The organism is Cohnella terricola, from assembly GCF_007786475.1.
In the GTDB taxonomy this organism is placed as follows: domain Bacteria; phylum Bacillota; class Bacilli; order Paenibacillales; family Paenibacillaceae; genus Cohnella; species Cohnella terricola.
The window spans coordinates 165,980-182,985 of record NZ_VNJJ01000009.1 but is presented as its reverse complement, the minus strand read 5'-3'; the positions used below and the strand labels follow the sequence as shown (position 1 = coordinate 182,985).

Annotated in this window: 16 protein-coding genes, 1 pseudogene and 1 riboswitch; of the genes and pseudogenes, 1 reads left to right on the top strand and 16 read right to left on the bottom strand. The window is 52.0% G+C overall.

Annotated features, from left to right (window positions below):
- On the top strand, positions 1-193 hold a 193-nt coding region (locus FPZ45_RS25555; protein ID WP_222430786.1), incomplete at its 5' end, for a hypothetical protein.
- A 310-nt stretch (positions 194-503) separates the two neighbouring features.
- Here the strand turns inward: FPZ45_RS25555 and FPZ45_RS16835 are convergent.
- From FPZ45_RS16835 to thrS, 16 genes and pseudogenes are all read right to left on the bottom strand, one after another.
- Positions 504-1,004: a DUF2062 domain-containing protein gene (locus FPZ45_RS16835; RefSeq protein WP_144704324.1), complete on the bottom strand. Its 501-nt coding sequence runs from the start codon at positions 1,002-1,004 to the stop codon at positions 504-506.
- Between the two features lie 44 nt (positions 1,005-1,048).
- Positions 1,049-2,008 carry a 4-hydroxy-3-methylbut-2-enyl diphosphate reductase gene (locus tag FPZ45_RS16830; RefSeq protein WP_144704321.1) on the bottom strand — a complete coding sequence of 320 codons (960 nt, stop codon included), beginning with the start codon at positions 2,006-2,008 and terminating at the stop codon, positions 1,049-1,051.
- A gap of 160 nt (positions 2,009-2,168) precedes the next feature.
- Complete coding sequence (locus FPZ45_RS16825; protein WP_144704318.1) at positions 2,169-3,689, bottom strand: sensor histidine kinase; 1,521 nt, start codon at positions 3,687-3,689, stop codon at positions 2,169-2,171.
- A gap of 3 nt (positions 3,690-3,692) precedes the next feature.
- Entirely contained in the window at positions 3,693-4,379 is a 687-nt protein-coding gene (locus FPZ45_RS16820) for a response regulator transcription factor (RefSeq protein ID WP_186438434.1), read from the bottom strand.
- A 74-nt stretch (positions 4,380-4,453) separates the two neighbouring features.
- Complete coding sequence (locus FPZ45_RS16815; protein ID WP_144704315.1) at positions 4,454-5,965, bottom strand: S1C family serine protease; 1,512 nt, start codon at positions 5,963-5,965, stop codon at positions 4,454-4,456.
- A gap of 165 nt (positions 5,966-6,130) precedes the next feature.
- Positions 6,131-6,547 carry a YugN family protein gene (locus FPZ45_RS16810; protein ID WP_144704312.1) on the bottom strand — a complete coding sequence of 139 codons (417 nt, stop codon included), beginning with the start codon at positions 6,545-6,547 and terminating at the stop codon, positions 6,131-6,133.
- Between the two features lie 48 nt (positions 6,548-6,595).
- Positions 6,596-7,261 (bottom strand): response regulator, encoded by a 666-nt coding sequence (locus tag FPZ45_RS16805; protein ID WP_144704309.1) that lies wholly within the window; start codon positions 7,259-7,261, stop codon positions 6,596-6,598.
- On the bottom strand, positions 7,258-8,331 hold the full coding sequence (locus FPZ45_RS16800; RefSeq protein ID WP_144704306.1) for a sensor histidine kinase: 1,074 nt from the start codon (positions 8,329-8,331) through the stop codon (positions 7,258-7,260). Before FPZ45_RS16800 ends, FPZ45_RS16805 begins: the two co-directional genes overlap by 4 nt.
- Positions 8,332-8,334: 3 nt before the next feature.
- The gene (gene liaF / locus FPZ45_RS16795) at positions 8,335-9,345 is read right to left on the bottom strand and encodes a cell wall-active antibiotics response protein LiaF (RefSeq protein ID WP_186438433.1); all 1,011 of its coding nucleotides are present in this window, start codon (positions 9,343-9,345) and stop codon (positions 8,335-8,337) included.
- Between the two features lie 189 nt (positions 9,346-9,534).
- A complete protein-coding gene (locus FPZ45_RS16790; protein WP_144704301.1) occupies positions 9,535-10,824 on the bottom strand; it encodes a nucleobase:cation symporter-2 family protein in 1,290 nt (429 codons plus the stop codon).
- Between the two features lie 50 nt (positions 10,825-10,874).
- Positions 10,875-11,447 carry a xanthine phosphoribosyltransferase gene (locus FPZ45_RS16785; RefSeq protein WP_144704298.1) on the bottom strand — a complete coding sequence of 191 codons (573 nt, stop codon included), beginning with the start codon at positions 11,445-11,447 and terminating at the stop codon, positions 10,875-10,877.
- Positions 11,448-11,614: 167 nt separating this feature from the next.
- Positions 11,615-11,718, bottom strand: a riboswitch (purine riboswitch).
- Between the two features lie 83 nt (positions 11,719-11,801).
- Complete coding sequence (locus tag FPZ45_RS16780; protein ID WP_144704295.1) at positions 11,802-13,205, bottom strand: methyl-accepting chemotaxis protein; 1,404 nt, start codon at positions 13,203-13,205, stop codon at positions 11,802-11,804.
- A 157-nt stretch (positions 13,206-13,362) separates the two neighbouring features.
- Positions 13,363-13,494, bottom strand: coding sequence for a hypothetical protein (locus tag FPZ45_RS25895; protein WP_281284910.1), 132 nt, complete (start codon positions 13,492-13,494; stop codon positions 13,363-13,365).
- Between the two features lie 46 nt (positions 13,495-13,540).
- Positions 13,541-14,062: an RNA polymerase sigma factor gene (locus FPZ45_RS16775; protein ID WP_144704292.1), complete on the bottom strand. Its 522-nt coding sequence runs from the start codon at positions 14,060-14,062 to the stop codon at positions 13,541-13,543.
- Positions 14,063-14,295: 233 nt separating this feature from the next.
- Positions 14,296-14,602 (bottom strand): annotated as a pseudogene (locus FPZ45_RS16770) (transposase); the annotation flags it as partial.
- Between the two features lie 330 nt (positions 14,603-14,932).
- Entirely contained in the window at positions 14,933-16,873 is a 1,941-nt protein-coding gene (gene thrS, locus FPZ45_RS16765; protein WP_144704289.1) for a threonine--tRNA ligase, read from the bottom strand.
- Positions 16,874-17,006 lie beyond the last annotated feature (133 nt).

Below are 17,006 nucleotides of genomic sequence, written 5' to 3'. Positions count from 1 at the left end.
CGACGGAGAACGCATTCCACCAATCAATATGTCCCGCCATTTCAAGTTAAATCTCTTGAATGACGTTAGGATAATGGGTTTTCGAGGGTCTTTCTTTATGTCCACTTTTTCGATGCAAGGTCAGATGTTTTTCATCGTACTTGCACCCCACCAGCTCCCCACAAGGCAGAAGTACGATGTTTTTCACCACTAATCAACCAGTAGGCGAACAAAAAGTAGCGGCGCACTCCTCTTAGCGATGTTTTTCATCGTACTTACACCCCACCAGCTCCCCACAAGGCAGAAGTAGGATGTTTTTCACCACTAATCAACCATTAGGCGAACAAAAAGTAGCTGCTCACTCCTCTTAGCGATGTTTTTCATCGTACTTGCACCCCACCAGCTCCCCACAAGGCAGAAGTACGATGTTTTTCACCACTAATCAACCCGATGGCTCAAAAAGACCATGAAGACAAGTCTCTTCATGGTCCTAGCCTAATATGAGATTCAATTGCTAGAAGGAGCTACTCGATCGAAGATGTGACTTCCATCTTGACGCGATTGAGCCTCCTCTTCTCTTTGCGTTTCGACTTATACATGTCTAGACTAATTTTAATCGGAAAATAACATAGAAGTCCGAGAACGGCTCCGTCAACCATCCCCCCGACGATTAATTTCAAGTTCGTCAGCAGCAGATGATTAACCCATTCCGGCACGACTGGCAGATTTATGCTGAGATGCTTGGGAAGAATCCAGCCGCCCACCTTGGAGTTCGGGTACATCATCGGAATATAGATGATCTTGCCGACGACGAACCCGATCAGAGCGGCCGGCATGTTCCCCCTCAGCAAGTAGCATAAAGGAAAGATCAGAACGAAGGCGAATCCCAGAGTGGGAAGCGTGAACATCTCCACGGCAATCCCGATCGCAAATCCCATCGCAACGATGGACGCCCCGCCCTTCGCACGAAGCAGCAACATATATTTATATTTCAACCAACGACGTAATTGTTTAAGTCGATGCATAAGATGCTCCTTCCATAGGGTGAAGCTCATGAGCCATTCCGCTCTTAGTTGCTTGCTCCCGCCGATTTCATCTTGACGTTAGGAAGTAATTTATTCGGATTAACCGTTCTTGTAATCGGCCATGTCGAAGGATCATTCGAATCGAATTGTTCCAAATACGAGATGACTTCTTTCGTTAAGGCCGTCGGCGTGGATGCCCCTGACGTCACGGCAACCCGCTCGAGACCTTGCAGCCATTCCTGGCGAATCTCGGAGACGTCCGCAACGCGGTATGCGGGTACGTTCGCGATTTCCTGGGACACTTGTGCCAAACGATTGGAATTGTTACTGCGGGGATCTCCGACAACAATGCAAAGCTGGGCCTCTCCGGCCTGATTAGCCACCGCTTCTTGGCGAACCTGGGTAGCCAGGCAAATCTCGTTATGAATTTCCGCGGTCGGGAATCTGGCTAATAACAAAGACATCAGATGTTTAATGTCCCATTGGGACATTGTCGTTTGGTTCGTAATAATAATACGTTCGGTCGCAAGACTCAACTTCTCGATATCCTCTTCCCGTTCGATCAAGTGCACGTGGCCGGGAGCGATTCCGATCGCGCCTTCGGGCTCGGGATGCTTTTTCTTTCCGATATATACGACCTCGTAACCTTCGTCGACTTTCTCGCGAATGAGATCGTGGGTTTTGGTGACATCCGGACATGTCGCGTCGACGACGGTTAACCCTTTCTCCCTGGCTCTTGCGCGAACTTCCGGAGAAACCCCGTGAGCCGTGAAAATGACGGTACCTCGCTCGATCTGCTCTAAAATATCCAATCGGTTGGGGCCATCAAGCGTAATAATGCCTTCTTCTTTGAAAGCCTCAGTAACATGGCTGTTATGAACGATCATTCCCAATATATGAATCGGCCTGGGTAACTCCAGATTGCGCGCCGTCTGAATGGCCAATACCATCGCATCCACCACGCCGTAGCAGTATCCTCTTGGCGATATTTTAACGACTTCCATTCCCCACGCCTGCTTTCTCGCCCATTGTCTTTTTGTACGGAGTTCGATGGGCGCACCGACTCTATTTCTATTATAACTTATTAATGAAACCGGGGAAAGGAGCGTCAAACATAGGAAAACGGCAAAGCCTCGCGCGCTGATCACGCTCCGGCCTTGCCGTTTATGACGGAAGCTGCCACTCCTGCTTTTCCTGCTTTAGAATCGGAAGCCACAGCGTGAACACCGTGCCTTCTCCCAACTTCGAGCGTACTTCGAACCGGGCGTGGTGCATGTCGGCGATCCATTTGGCGATCGAAAGTCCCAGCCCGGTTCCCGACGTTTCGCCGCGGGATACGTCCACGCGATAGAATCGTTCGAAGATATGAGGCACTTCTTCGGCACCGATTCCGATTCCGGTGTCGGCAACCGCCAGCCCGACGTATCCGTCGGATAACGCGGCATACAGTCGAACGATACCCGTTGGCGTATACTTAAACCCATTCTCGATCAAGATAAAGAGCAATTGAAGCAAATAATCGCGATTTCCTTTTGCTTCGACTCCGTCAAGCGCGTCCAGAGGCCCTACCGCCCATTCCGCTTTCCGGGGCAGGAAGGAGGCTCGACGAGCGGCTTCTTCGGCGAGCGGTCGCAGCGCGACGTTTTCCATTTCCATCGCATAACCCGCATCCGCTCTCGCAAGCGACAACAGATCGTTAACGAGTCCGCTCATCCGGCGCGCTTCGTCCGCGATATCCCGAATCGATTCAAGGGACATTTCCCGCCTGTCCCCATCGGTTAGCACCAAACCGGCCTTATCTTGCTCGACACTCCCGCCGCTGGGCAACTGCGCCGCCCCTTCGCTCAGCCAAATTTTCTCAAGTAAATCCACATTGCCCCTTATCGTAGTCAGCGGCGTACGCAACTCATGGGACGCGTCGGAAACGAACCTTTTTTGCGCCGCGTTGGAATCTTCCAGATTCTTATAGGCCCGCTCGACTCCGGAGATCATCGCGTTCAGCGTATCCGTTAACCTGCCAATTTCATCATTGGGCTTTTCTCTAGGAATTCTCAGGCTTAGCTCCGATCCACTCTGAATACGTTCCGCCGCTTCCGTGACGCGATTAATCGGCATTAACGCCTTGCGCGACAGGAACATGCCGAGGAAGAAAGCCGCAATCAGCCCCGCCGCTCCCGAGAACCAAAGAATTGTGCGCAATTGCGAGAGCAGATGAGTCTCCCGCCCCGTCCAGGCCCCGATCTGCAGCAAACCGACGACACTGCCTTTATACGATAGCGGCCTCTCGAGAATAAGAAACGGAAAGCCGTTTACTTCCTGCGAAACATAACGATTTTTGCCGAGAGTTAATTCATTTTGTTTCGGATAATGGAATTCAAGCTCTCCTCGATCGGGTTTCTGGGTCATATTCAAGGTTCTTTCGTCTATCACGCCCGATACCGTCTGCGTGTAATTCACGATCTGGATATAAATCGAATTCAAATCGATCGAAGTCCGCACCGTACCGGTGAGCCTGATCGTCGGCGTAAAGTTTACCTGAGTGTCCCGATCGATCCGCCTAAGCTGATCTTTCAAGTCCGACATCGTATTGTTCTGCACGACGCCGTATATGATGATGCCGAAAGCGATCAACGCCACCGCCAGCAATCCTGAATACCATAACGTTAGCCGAAGCCGGATAGACATGCTTTAGCTTTCTCCTTTCAGGACGTAACCGGCGCCTCTCACAGTCTGGATCAATCTCTTCTCTCCGTTATCTTCAAGCTTCTGACGAAGCATCGCAACGTAGACCTCGAGGACGTTGGATTCCCCACTGTAATCGTACCCCCAGATTCTTTCCATGATGAGATCCCTGGAAAGCACCCGTTTCGGGTTCTGCATGAACAGATGGAGCAGATCGAATTCTTTTGCCGTCAGATCAATTCGCCGGTCGCCGCGTATGATCTCGCGTCCGTCGACGTCCATAAGCAAGTCCTCGAAACGATATTGCCCCCCTTCTTCGGACTTGTCCGGCCGTCTGCGCAGCAACGCTCTTACCCGCGCCATCAGTTCCTCAAGCGCGAACGGCTTGACCAAATAATCGTCGGCGCCCAGATCGAGCCCTCTGACCCTGTCCATCACGTCGTCTTTAGCCGTGAGCAGAAGAATCGGCGAAGAAATGCCGGCCTCGCGCAACCTTCTGCACACTTCCCAGCCGTCCATTTTCGGCATCATCACGTCCAGAATGATCAGATCCGCTTGCCGCTGGCTGAGCACCCGCAAGCCATCCGCCCCATCTGAAGCCGTCGTAATCTCATAACCTTCGAAAGCCAGGCTGCGGCGAAGCAAAGCCGTGATTTTCTCGTCGTCGTCAATAACTGCGATATGGGGTCTCAAAGGGAACGTCCTCCTCATGCAACGAGAGCGGGACACCATCTAAGGCCTCCCGCTCCATGTTTATATCCAAAGATTTACTGCTGAATATTAAATTCGTTCTTATCGCCGATTTCAACCGTGACCTCGATCTGTTTCTCTCCGCGGAGAACGTCCAGCTTCACCTTGTCGCCGACGTTTTTCTTCTGAATCGCGGCGATCAGATCTTTCATTGTCTTATAGTCTTTGCCTTCCATGCCCGTAATGACGTCGTATTGCCGCAAATCCGCTTTGTAAGCCGGGGAGCCGAACAGAACCTCGCGAACGAACGAGCCTTTTACGTTTTTGTCGAGACCTAACCGTTGTGCAATGTCGTCCGTTACGTCCATCAGCGTCGCGCCGATGAACGGAGCCGGCCTCTGAGGAATTTTCGTGTTATTCTTCAAGTTCTCGAGAACGTCCGTGATCGTGCTTGTCGGAATCGCGAACCCGATTCCTTGCGCTTGCGTGCTGACGGCGGTATTAATGCCAATGACTTCGCCGTTCAGATTCAAGAGCGGACCGCCGGAGTTGCCGGGATTAATCGAAGCGTCCGTCTGCAGCAGATGCTGATATTTCCGCGTGCTGTTGCCGTCCGGTATGGTGATCTCGCGCTCGTTGGAGCTGAGGACGCCGACCGTGATCGTATGCTCGAATCCGACCGGGTTGCCGATGGCGACAACCCAATCACCCATGTTCATGCTGCTAGAGTCGCCGAGCTTCAGCGTCGGGAAGTCGTTGCCTTCGATTTTCAATACTGCCAGATCCAGTTCGGAGCTCGAACCGAGCAGCTTAGCGGTATAAGGTTGATCGTGTCCTTCCACCGTAACTTTAATTTCCGAAGCGCCCCCAATGACATGCTGGTTCGTTAGGATATATCCCGTCGAATCGAAAATAAATCCCGAACCCATGCCACTCTCTTGCAGATCTCCCTGACCGTTCTTGCTTCCGTTGTCGCCGTTCCTGCCATAATTGTCGCCGAAGAACTGACGGAAGAAGTCGTCTTCCCAGGTACCGCCGTTCTGCTGTACGACGGCATAAGTCTCGATCTTGACGACCGCAGGAGAAGCTTGCTCGAATATTTTGGCGATGTTGTTCGGCCGTACGACGTCCGCGCTGTTGTTAACGGGATTGTTGACGGGCTTGGCCGAAACGTCCTGCGTTTTGGGCGTTCCGCCGAATATATCGGATGAGAACCAATTTTGCCTATCGGCCGTGAACATTAAACCGCCGACGACGAGAACCCCGACCATAAACGAGGCGAAGATCGCCATAAACGACGTCCGGCGCGGCGGTTTGCCGCCCCAATCGTTTCGCACCGTGCCGCCGGATACCGTAAACGGCCGATATTCCTTCGCCACCGGGGTCACGTCTACGATATTCGTCGGCTGCTCCCCCGACCGATCTCCCTCGCCGTATGGATTAGATCCGTTGTTGGAGCTCGCACCGCCAAACGGCCCGAATGTATAAGGCTCGGAATCCTTGCGCACTTCGGCGTAAGGATCGCTCTCCTTCTTCTCTCCATATGTGAAACCCTGCGACTGTTCCGGTTTTTTGTTTTCGTCTTCCATTGAAATAACCTCCTCGCGCAGCTGGGAAGCTGTCGCCGTTCTGAACTTCATATCCGTATATTAATCCCGTTTCCTTAAAACTATCTTAAACTTAAATGAGAACGAAGTAAAAGCCTACGCCCAAAATGCCAAAATAAAAACGGCACCTGCGTGCCGCTTTGCTCCTTACGGGTTCGAATAGATCGTCTCGATCTCGTTCAGCTTTCTCTTTGCTCGTTCGATCCAGGCGGACTCGATTCCGTCATCCGGATCGACCGGATCGGAAAATTGATTCAACAGTCCACCCAGCGTACTCGCCTGCGCTTCCTCATCCAACCCTTCTTGATATAGATGTTTTAATACGTAGGGCTCACCGAACTTGATTTCGGTATCCATTGGTTCAGCTTCGCCGTCCAGTTTCCCAGCCGTCACTACGAACGGCAAGCGAAGCCACACTTTATGATCGTCATCCAACGCGCAATCGAAGGAACCTCGGTCGTATTCCCAATTGCCGCCTAGCACAAACCCCCGATTGGAGAGCAATTCGCGGGATACTCCGTAATCGTGTATTTGCGAGGTCAGGGAAGAAGAAAGAACGCGCATGCCAGGGAACCCCCTTTTTATTTCATAGCGTTTCCCTCGCTGCCCAAATTATCCTTCTTTGACCCAACCTTTGCGATGCGCGTAAATGGCCAATTGCGTACGGTCTTCAAGCTCGCACTTCATCAACAGGTTGCTGACGTGCGTTTTGACCGTTTTAATGCTAATGTGCAGTTCGTCGCTGATGTCCTTATTGTTTTTCCCTTCGGCAATGAGAAGCAGCACCTCGCGCTCCCGCTCAGTCAATCCTTCCACTTCTTGGCTTACCGACCGTTTGCGAAGCCCTCTTGTCAGCGCTTGGGAGACGTCTCCGCTCATGACCGGCATATTTCTGACCGCGCCTTGCATCGCATAGATAAGTTCGTCTGCCGACACGGTTTTCAGGACGTAACTGACCGCGCCCGCTTCGATCGCTTCCACGACTTTCTCATCCTCAAGGAAGCTTGTCAGAATAATTATCCTCAGCTCGGGGTAGTGGCTTAGAAGCTCGCGCGTCGTCTCGACCCCGTTCATCTCGGGCATCATCAGATCCATCAGGACGATCTGAGGCATCTTCCCGTCGTATCCTCCGCGAGCGAGTGTCTCAATCGCGTCTTTGCCCCCTCCGGCTTCGCCGATGACTTCGAACCTCGAATCGAGCATGAGGTACGTGCGCAAACCCATACGAACCATTTCGTGGTCGTCCACGATCAGCACTTTCCATGCGGTATCCGTCATTCCTTATCCGCTCCCACATTCTTTTTTACCTTCTGCGCCAACGTTGGCTCGGAATCGGCCGCAAACTTGGGGAACCATACCCGAACCCTTGTCCCCGAACCCGGTTTCGTCACGATCTCCGCTTCCCCGCCCAGCTTCTGGGCTCTTTCCTTCATCGTCGACAGCCCGTAACCGCCGGGCCGAACTTGTCCGCTTCTGAACCCCGTTCCGTTATCTTCAATAGATAAGGAAATTTGGCGATCGGTCTCTCCGAGGAACAGACGCACGCTTTGCGCATCTGCATGCTTAACGACGTTAGCCATCGCTTCTTGAATAATGAGGAATAGCTGATGCTCTTTCGCCTCCGATATCCGATCGCCAATCTGGATGTCGAGCGTTCCTTGCAGCCCGTTCTGGCGGCAATAATCCGGAAACCATCGTCCGAGCGCTTCCTCGAGCGTCTTGCCCTGCAGCTCCATCGGCCTCAATTGAGCGATCAAACCGCGCATCTGCTTCTGAGCTGTCGACGACATGGCGATCAATTGTTCCATGACTTTCTGCGCATGTTCCGAATCTTTCTCCAGCAACTTGGGGAGCGAAGACGCCGACATGTGCAATGCGAACAATTGTTGGCTGACCGTATCGTGAAGGTCTCTAGCGAGCCGTTTTCTCTCTTCCAGCACAGCGGCCTCTTGCGAGGACATTTCTTCGAGCACTTCTTTCTCTCCAAGCTGTTGAAGCAGTTTGAGGCGATCCTCTAGCTTCGCCATCATGACGTTCATTTCGTGATAGACGCCGGAGAACGCGTCTCCCTCCACTTCGGACAGCCGGTATTCCCAATTTCCCGCGGATGCTTGTTTCATCGCGAGCTCCAGCTGATCGATCTTGCGCTGCGTCCGTTGTCCGGACGAATAGGTAACGGCCATCTGGACGACCGTAAGGATGCCCATCCAAGATAGCCATGTTTCGATATTCGGCGCATTATCGGTAAAAGACGCCAAGCCGTAATAGAGGATGAGCATCGCCACCATCGTGGCCAAGCCCGAATAGATCGCGGATGCCCATTTGCTCGTACGAACCCGCTGAACCATCGCCTAACCTACTTTCGTCACGCGGACGTCGCCGATGAAGCTGCTCACGATCAGAACGACGCGTTTGTCGGCGTCGCCGAAGAACGGCGTTTCCACGGTCATTTGGTTAAACAATCCCCCGCGTTTCTGATCCAGCACTTTCACGTCCCCGATCAGAGAACTCGACACGACCTGAAGACCAACGCTCAGATCGTTGGGAACGAACACTTTCACGTCTCCGATGAAAGACGAGACGTATACACGCGTTTCGCCGACGGAGATTTGCGCTTTCGTCAAGTCAAGCGTCGTGTCGCCGATGAAGTGGGAGATACTCATCGGGCGCAATTCCCAATAATCATTGCCGAGATGGACGTCGCCGATAAATCGGCTATGATTATTTTTCCAGCTCTGGCTCCAATCCTGCGATTTCCACCATTCTCGGTGCTGATGACTCGTCTTCCAACCGCCGTATTCATCCCCCCTGGGCGGGGGAGTCGTTTCATTCCGATAAGAATCGCGATAAGGATCGGTCGGCCCTGGCGGCGTCTTTTTGCCCAAATCGATCGGATTCCGCCTCTCGAATTCATCTAACTCGGGTGGCGCAGGAGGAGGTCCCGGCGGCTCCGGCGGAGCGCTCGGATGCACGGAATTCCACTCTTCATCCGGCTGATGATGGTGACGCCTTCTTCTCCTGGAGGGGCGGTTCCCCTTGAAAATGAGATTGATGCCGAACAGAATAATCGCAACGGGCACTATAAATCGGACAAAGTCGGAAATCTCCCAATGCAAGAGGCCTAAGTTTCTCCCTAGAAAGTAACAACCGACGAGCACTGTCACCGAATTCCAGCAAAATCCGCCTCCATGCTGCAGCACCAAGCCCTGCAAGCCGAAAACGATCAAAAATACCGGCCAATACGTCCTGATCAGATCGCCGATATCCATCGTGATCAACCCGATTTGATTCAATAAAAACACGACTCCGATGAGCGTGATAAACAGTCCCCACAACAAGCGGTGAACGGTCGATGAATGCATAGCCCTGTCCTCCATCACATACATACTAACTTCTTCGACTTCTTCTGTTCCCAGTATAACGAATCGCCCCCATGTACAACAGCGGCGTGGGTTGTAAAATGATATCGGTCTGCAGACCGATGCGAAAGCGCAAAAAAAATCCCGCGCTTAGGCGGGATTCATGGATGAAAGGCCGATTTTCGATGCGGATTAAGAATCCGACTTCTCAAGAGGAACCGGCTCGCTCTTCTCGGACAGGAGCAAATTCAGCGCAATCGCGGTCAAAGATCCGGTCACGATGCCATTCTGAAGCAGCATTTTGGCGAAATCCGGCAGCAGGTCGAACATCTGCGGAACCGTTGCCGAGCCCAATCCGACTGCGATGCTGCTGGCGACGATAATTAGGTTCCTCTCTTTGCGCAAGTCCACTTCCGAGAGGATCGAGATCCCCGATGCCGCAACCGAGCCGAACATGACGATCATCGCCCCGCCGAGCACGGCGCTCGGAATGACCGTCGTTAATGCCGCAAGCTTAGGCAGCAGTCCCAGAACGACCATTATGCCGCCGGCCGCGAATATCACGTTCCTCGTCTTCACCCGAGTCAGCGAGATCAGTCCGACATTTTGGGAGAATGCCGTATATGGAAAAGCGTTAAAAATGCCTCCGAGCATAATCGCGAGCCCTTCGGACCGAAGCCCGTTCACGATTCGCTTCGGTTCGACTTTCTCGTCGATCGCTTTCCCGACCGCCAAATAAACGCCCGTAGACTCGACCATACTGACGATATTGACGAGGATCATCGTAACTACGGCGGTGATGCTAATCTGTGGTGTTCCAAAATAGAACGGCTGAGCGATGCTGACCAAAGACGCTTCCTCGACGGTCGAGAAATCCACGACGCCGAGCGCGTAACCTGCGATCGTGCCAACCGCTAGCCCGATCAGTACGGAGATCGCGCGGACAAATCCGGTGGCGAGTCGATTAACCGCCAAAATGACGACAAGCGTGCCGAATGCGAGCAACAGATTGCGCGGCTCGCCGAAATCTGGCTGCCCTTGCCCTCCGGCCACGTTATTCATCGCGACAGGGATCAAGGACAAGCCGATGATCGTGACGACGGAGCCCGTAACGATCTTCGGAAAAAACTTCAGCAGCTTTCCATACAACGGAGCGACCGCTAGAACAAAAATACCCGAAATAATAATCGCGCCGTACACGGTCGCCAGATTGGAAGCCATGCCGATCGCGATAATCGGGCCTACCGCCGTAAACGTGCATCCGAGAACGACCGGCAGCTTGCTACCGAAATATTTGGTGCCCATCGTTTGCAGCAGCGTTGCGATACCGCACGTAAACAAATCCGCCGCAATCAAGTAAGCCATCTGCGCTTCGGTCAGCTTCAGAGCCGCTCCGACGATAAGCGGAACGATGACGGCCCCGGCATACATGGCAAGTACATGTTGAAACCCTAGCGCGACTACCTTTTTCTTATTTAACATATTAATCTGATTTCCCCTCGAACGATCGAATGAATGCCTATGTCTCGTAATTAGTCTTCAAAATGAATCTCGCCGGGCGACATTGCACGAATTCTCGCCAAAGAATGAATGCGGACTCCCAATTGTTCCAGCAGTCCTCGGCCTTCTTGAAACGTCTTCTCGATCACACAACCGACGCCGACAAGCTCCGCGCCCGCTTCCTTGACGATTTGGACAAGCCCGACCAATGCGGCGCCCGTTGCTAGGAAATCGTCTACGATCAGCACTTTATCGCCAGGGCCGATATATTTACGGGAGACGCTGACTTGATAGGTTTCCTGCCGCGTAAAGGAATGCACTGGCGCGGAGTACACTTCCTCGGCCAGCGTGACGGCTTTCTTTTTCTTCGCATAGACGAAAGGAACACCGAGCGCGATCCCCGTGGCCATGGCGAATTGAATGCCGCTGGCTTCGATCGTCAACACTTTCGTAATCGGTTCGCCCGCGAATTTTCTACCGAATTCCCGACCGATCTCTAGCGCAAGCTCCGTGTCCACCTGATGGTTCAGAAACGAATCAACCTTTAACACCGTATCGGACAGGATCAATCCCTCTTGCCTTATGCGTTCTTCAAGCAATTTCATCTCTAACAACCGCTCCTTCCCAAAATAAAAAAAGGACAAACTTCCTGAGATGAGTTTCTCAAGATAAGCTTGTCCTTAAGGCTAATATCTCCCATATCGCGTTCACGTCGACCATTGCGTTCTCAAGCAACACCTTCCTTAATAGAAGGCGCAGCTACAACATACAACAGTACGTCGCTCACACTCATAGTCGGACAATTGCAATGGTTATCCGGTAGAAACTTTTGGGCCGTATTCCCAAGATTATATGAGTACGATTTTCCGAGCTTTATTCAAAGCATACCAGAGTATGTTACACGCCTTTACCATTCGTTTCAAGAAGAAAAATTTTACAGCAGGCAAGAACGATCAGTCTCAGGAAACCGCGATGTCGATGCCGATTACTCCGCGAGGCGTATCATCATCCCCTTGCAAAGGCATCGATACCGTCACGCACGGCTTTTTTGTAATCGCGGAAATATAAGGTTCCGACACGAACGTTTCTCCGACCATCGCCTTCCTCCACCACTCCCGCCCCCTTGCGTTCAGCAATCCTGCCGTCGGCTCGGAGTAGACGAAGGAACCGTCGATTCGATTGGACCATACAGCCTCCATCCCGTCCGTGCGGCGAAGCCATTCGCCAAGCGTTTGTCGATGGTACATTTCTTCCATGTGGGCAAGCGCGGGATGTTCGGACAGAAACGTTCTCATCCATTCGGTCCAACGCAGCGTATCCACGTCTACGCCTTCAAGGCTGCGTCCTCCGGCGCTCTGGATCGCTGCGGCCAATTCGTTGGCCGATTCCTTCAGTTGCTCGGAAACCCGTCCCAGGTTGCCGATTTCAACCCGCTGCCGATCATTGCTCGCCAACGTCTCGTCAACGGCCGCCAACGTTACGCCGACGGAGCTCACGGCATCCTCTAACATCGCATTCATGGCCGTCGTTCTTTCCGCCTGCTCGGCGGCGAAAGCCGAAGTTTTACCGACATGATCATCTACGCCAAGAAAAGAATTAAAAATAACGTCCATCCGCTCTCGCGTTTTGTTCATTTCTTCTAGCCCAAGCTTTACGGACTGTTTTTCCTTTTCGACGGAACCGACTACCTGGCGTATACCTGACTCGATATCCTGCACGATGCCCGTCGAACGCTTAATCGCCTGACCGCTCTGCTCCGCCAGCTTTTTGATTTCTTGGGCAACGATCGAGAAGCCTCTCCCATGCTCCCCCGCATGCGCGGCTTCGATCGCGGCATTAAGAGCGAGCAACGAGGTTTGGGCGACGATTTCCTGAATCCATTCGTTAATTTCGCCGATTTTGGAAGCTTGGGCGATCAGATCGTGCACCCGTTCTTCCATCGTGCCATGATTCACGATCAAATCGTTCATCACTACGTCCGTATGGTTCAAGGAACGGCATACTTCGATCACGATTTCCTTCGTCTTTCCGCTCTGCTCGCTCAGTTCCTCCGTGACTCCCTGAATATGCCGAGAAGCCGCAGACACTTCCCGAAGCGAGACGAGCGCTTCTTCCAGCCGGCGCATCGCCGTCCTGCCGTTTTGCCTGAGCGTCCCTTCCCGCTCCGCCGAACGGTCCGCAATCGCTTCAAGCTGTCCCATGCTCGAATCCACTTCCGATACCGCGGCTTGAAGCCGATCCGTTACGACGACGGCCTCTTCCATCATTTGACCGATCGCTTGCATGTCTGAAGGAACAGCACTCATTGATGTGTCATATTTTCTTCCATAAAATTCTCCTAATGACCATTTCCATTGTGCCATATCCGTCTCCCCTTCTCTTTCTTTTTATATTATGTAACATTTTATAACATTATAGTTTGAAATTCGACAAAAATAAAGGGACCCCTAAGGGTCCCTTCTAAATTAAATGTCATATTTGCCATATCTGTTCCGAATACCTGACACGAATCTGACGAAATTAACGCTTGCTCGGAGTCGATTTCCCATGCGTGGATTTGCCTGCCGCTCCATTCCCGGCATTCGTTTCCGTAGCAAACTCCTCTTGATAAGCGTTTGCATTGCCAGGCTTTTGTTTCTTATTTTTGGCCACTGTCTCCCTCACCTCCATCCCATAGCATGGACGGAGAGTATGGGGATTATGTATGGCGGTCGCCTTCTTTGACTTGTGTCTTCAGTCTCGCTTTTCCACGATGGATTCTGGCTTTGACGGTGCCAACGGGCAAATGCAACGCCGTAGCGATCTCGGCATCTTTTAATCCATAATAAAACTTGTATAGCAGCAGCGTTCTTGTAACAGGATCCAACTGTCCGAGTAAATCCGACAGTTCCATCATCGATTCCGGTTCGAAGACGACTGACGCGTCGGGGATCTCATTCTCCAGATCGTCGTAATATTTCTCATGACGTCTGGATCGATTCGCGTTCGATGCTAGATTGGAGGCAATCGCTTTAGCCCAAGGAATCAGCTTGTCCTTGTTTCTTAGCGTGGAGCTTTTCTCCAGTATGCGCACCCAAGCTTCTTGCACGACGTCCCCGGCATCGTTCTTATGCCACAGCTTGTGGCGAACGACTTTAAGCATCTGGGAATAAAGCTCGTCCAGCAGTTCGTCTTCTGACCTGAACGCTTCCGGAAAATTTGAATCGCGGAGGAAGTTCATGGATTCAGCCACTCCTAAAAAGATGCTTAATTGAAGTATTTTCATTCTATCATAAACACGATAAAAAGAGAATAATTACCATATAGTAGGAATATATCGACATATCGTTTTTACACTTTCAAAAAAAGGGGCTGTCCCAAAAGTGATCGGAAATCACTTTTAGAAACAGCACAACCTAAGAAATCTATGTGAAAAGTAAAATTGAGGATGGAGCAGGGTCTATATCTGCTTTCTTTCATCCGCTCTGAACGAAACCGGTTAATGGTGCGGAAATCTGGCCGTTGTCTACCAGCGATCCACATAAACATGACGTTCTCGCGGACGGCTTTGGCGATTTGGCGAGAAGGCGTAGACGAGAACTTTGGTGAGCATCTTTGGGTGATAGCTATCTCGGCCACCGCCAGGGTAAGCAGAGGCAAAGATGCTGTCGCTCAGACGGTTCACAGCGGCATTAACGACACGAACGAGGTGGTTTTGAGGAATGTCATCCTCGAGGTCCATTGGCAGGCAAAGTTGGTCCATGGTATATTGAATGTACAAAGAAATCGTTCCTTTCGTAAATGGTTGGGTGGTACCTCCATTTTACCAGAGAGCGATTTCTTTTTGAGTATTTGATGCATTTATTAACAGTAATCGATGAGAAAAGAGGGGCATGTATCTCCTGTAGGAGCGGAGCGTTGGCCTTTGCCGTCGTGAATTTTCCTCGTTACGAGGTTACCAATTCAAAAATTCACGACGGCAACAGACACCGGAAGGAGATACATGCCCCGCTAAAACTACAATCGATAACGAAATGAAAGAAGGGTATCCCTCAGTCATTTAAAATGACTTGTGGGACACCCCCCACCTTTGCATTGCTGTAATCACCGGTTAGTCGACGCGTTTTGACGCGATCTCTCCGGTAATGCGAGCAACGAATTCCTCTACCGATTCAGAGCCCAAATCCCCTTCGCCCCGGCGGCGAACCGATACGGTGCCGTTCGTCGATTCGTTCTCTCCGATGACGAGCATGTACGGTATTTTCTCGAGCTGCGCCTCGCGAATTTTGTAACCGAGTTTCTCGTTTCGCAGATCAGCTTCGACTCGAACGCCAGCTTGCAGAAGTTTCTCTTCCACTTGTTTGACGTAAGGCTCGTAGACCGGGTTAACCGGAATCAGCTTCGCTTGAACCGGGCACAGCCATACGGGCAGCGCGCCGGCGAAGTTCTCAAGCAAGAACGCGGTCATGCGCTCCATCGTGCTGATGATGCCCCGGTGAATAACGACGGGGCGATGTTTTTTGCCGTCGTCCCCGACGTATTCCAGTTGGAAACGTTCGGGAAGAAGAACGTCGAGCTGCGCGGTGGATAGCGTCTCTTCCTTGCCGAGCGCGGTTTTGATCTGAACGTCAAGCTTCGGACCGTAGAACGCGGCTTCGCCTTCCGCTTCGAAGAACGGCAAGCCGAGCTCTTCCACGACTTCGCGCAGCATGCGTTGCGAAGTCTCCCACATTTCGTCGTCCGGCCAATATTTCTCGGTATCCTTAGGATCCCGGTACGATAAGCGGAAACGGTATTCTTTAATGCCGAAATCCTCGTACACTTGGCGAATTAGATTGACGACGCGAGTGAATTCCTCCTTGATCTGATCCGGTCGACAGAAAATATGGGCGTCGTTCAGCGTCATCGCGCGAACCCGATGAAGGCCGGTCAATGCTCCGGACATTTCGTAACGGTGCATCGTGCCGAGTTCGGCGATCCGTATCGGGAGATCGCGATAGCTGCGCATGTCGCTCTTATAAATCATCATATGGTGCGGGCAGTTCATCGGACGGAGTACGAGCTCTTCGTTGTCGAGCTCCATCTTAGGGAACATATCCTCTTGATAGTGCTCCCAGTGTCCGGAAATTTTGTACAAATCAACGTTCGCGAGAACAGGCGTATATACGTGAGTATAGCCCAGTCTTTCTTCGAGGTCGACGATGTATCGCTCCAGCGTCCGGCGAACTTTGGCTCCATGCGGAAGCCAGAGCGGGAGTCCCTGACCGACTTCGCGGGAGAAGGTGAACATTTTCAATTCGCGGCCAAGCTTGCGGTGATCCCGTTTTTTCGCCTCTTCCAAGAAATGAAGGTGCTCATCCAATTCGGATTTCTTCGCGAAAGCCGTGCCATAAATCCGTTGCAGCATTTTATTTTTACTGTCTCCGCGCCAATAGGCGCCGGCTACGCTAAGCAGCTTAAACGACTTGATACGCCCCGTCGAAGGAAGATGGGGACCGCGGCAAAGATCGAAAAACTCGCCTTGATCGTAGATCGTAATCGCCACGCCTTCCGGCAGATCGCGAATAAGTTCAAGCTTCAGCGGATCTTCAATCTCCCCGAAAATCTGCAGCGCTTCTTCGCGGCTGACTTCTCTTCTGACGATCGGCAAGTTTTCTTTGACGATCTTCTCCATTTCCTTCTCGATCAGCGCCAGATCTTCGGGCGTAATGGATTGTTCCATATCGATATCGTAATAGAAGCCGTCTTCGATGACCGGCCCGATACCCAACTTCACCTTGTCCGCTCCATAGACGCGCTTGATCGCCTGTGCCATCAAATGCGCCGTGCTGTGCCGCATCACCTCGAGCCCTTCCGCATTGTCGAGTGTTACGATCTCCAAAGCGGCGTCCTTCTCGATCGGTGTGTTCAGATCCACCTGTTTGCCGTCTACTTTACCGATGACCGCGACTTTCCGAAGTCCCGGGCTGATCGACTGGGCGATCTCTTCGATCGTTACGCCCGCATCGTACGAGCGAACCGCTCCGTCCGGAAGTTTGATTTGAATCGACATTTCCATAGCCTCCTTAACTATTTTGGGAAACAAAAAAACACCTCATCCCAAAAGGGACGGGTGCTCTGTGCGGCCCGTGGTTCCACCCTCCATTAATCGGCGATACGTTATCATCCGATCCTCTGGCATGAAT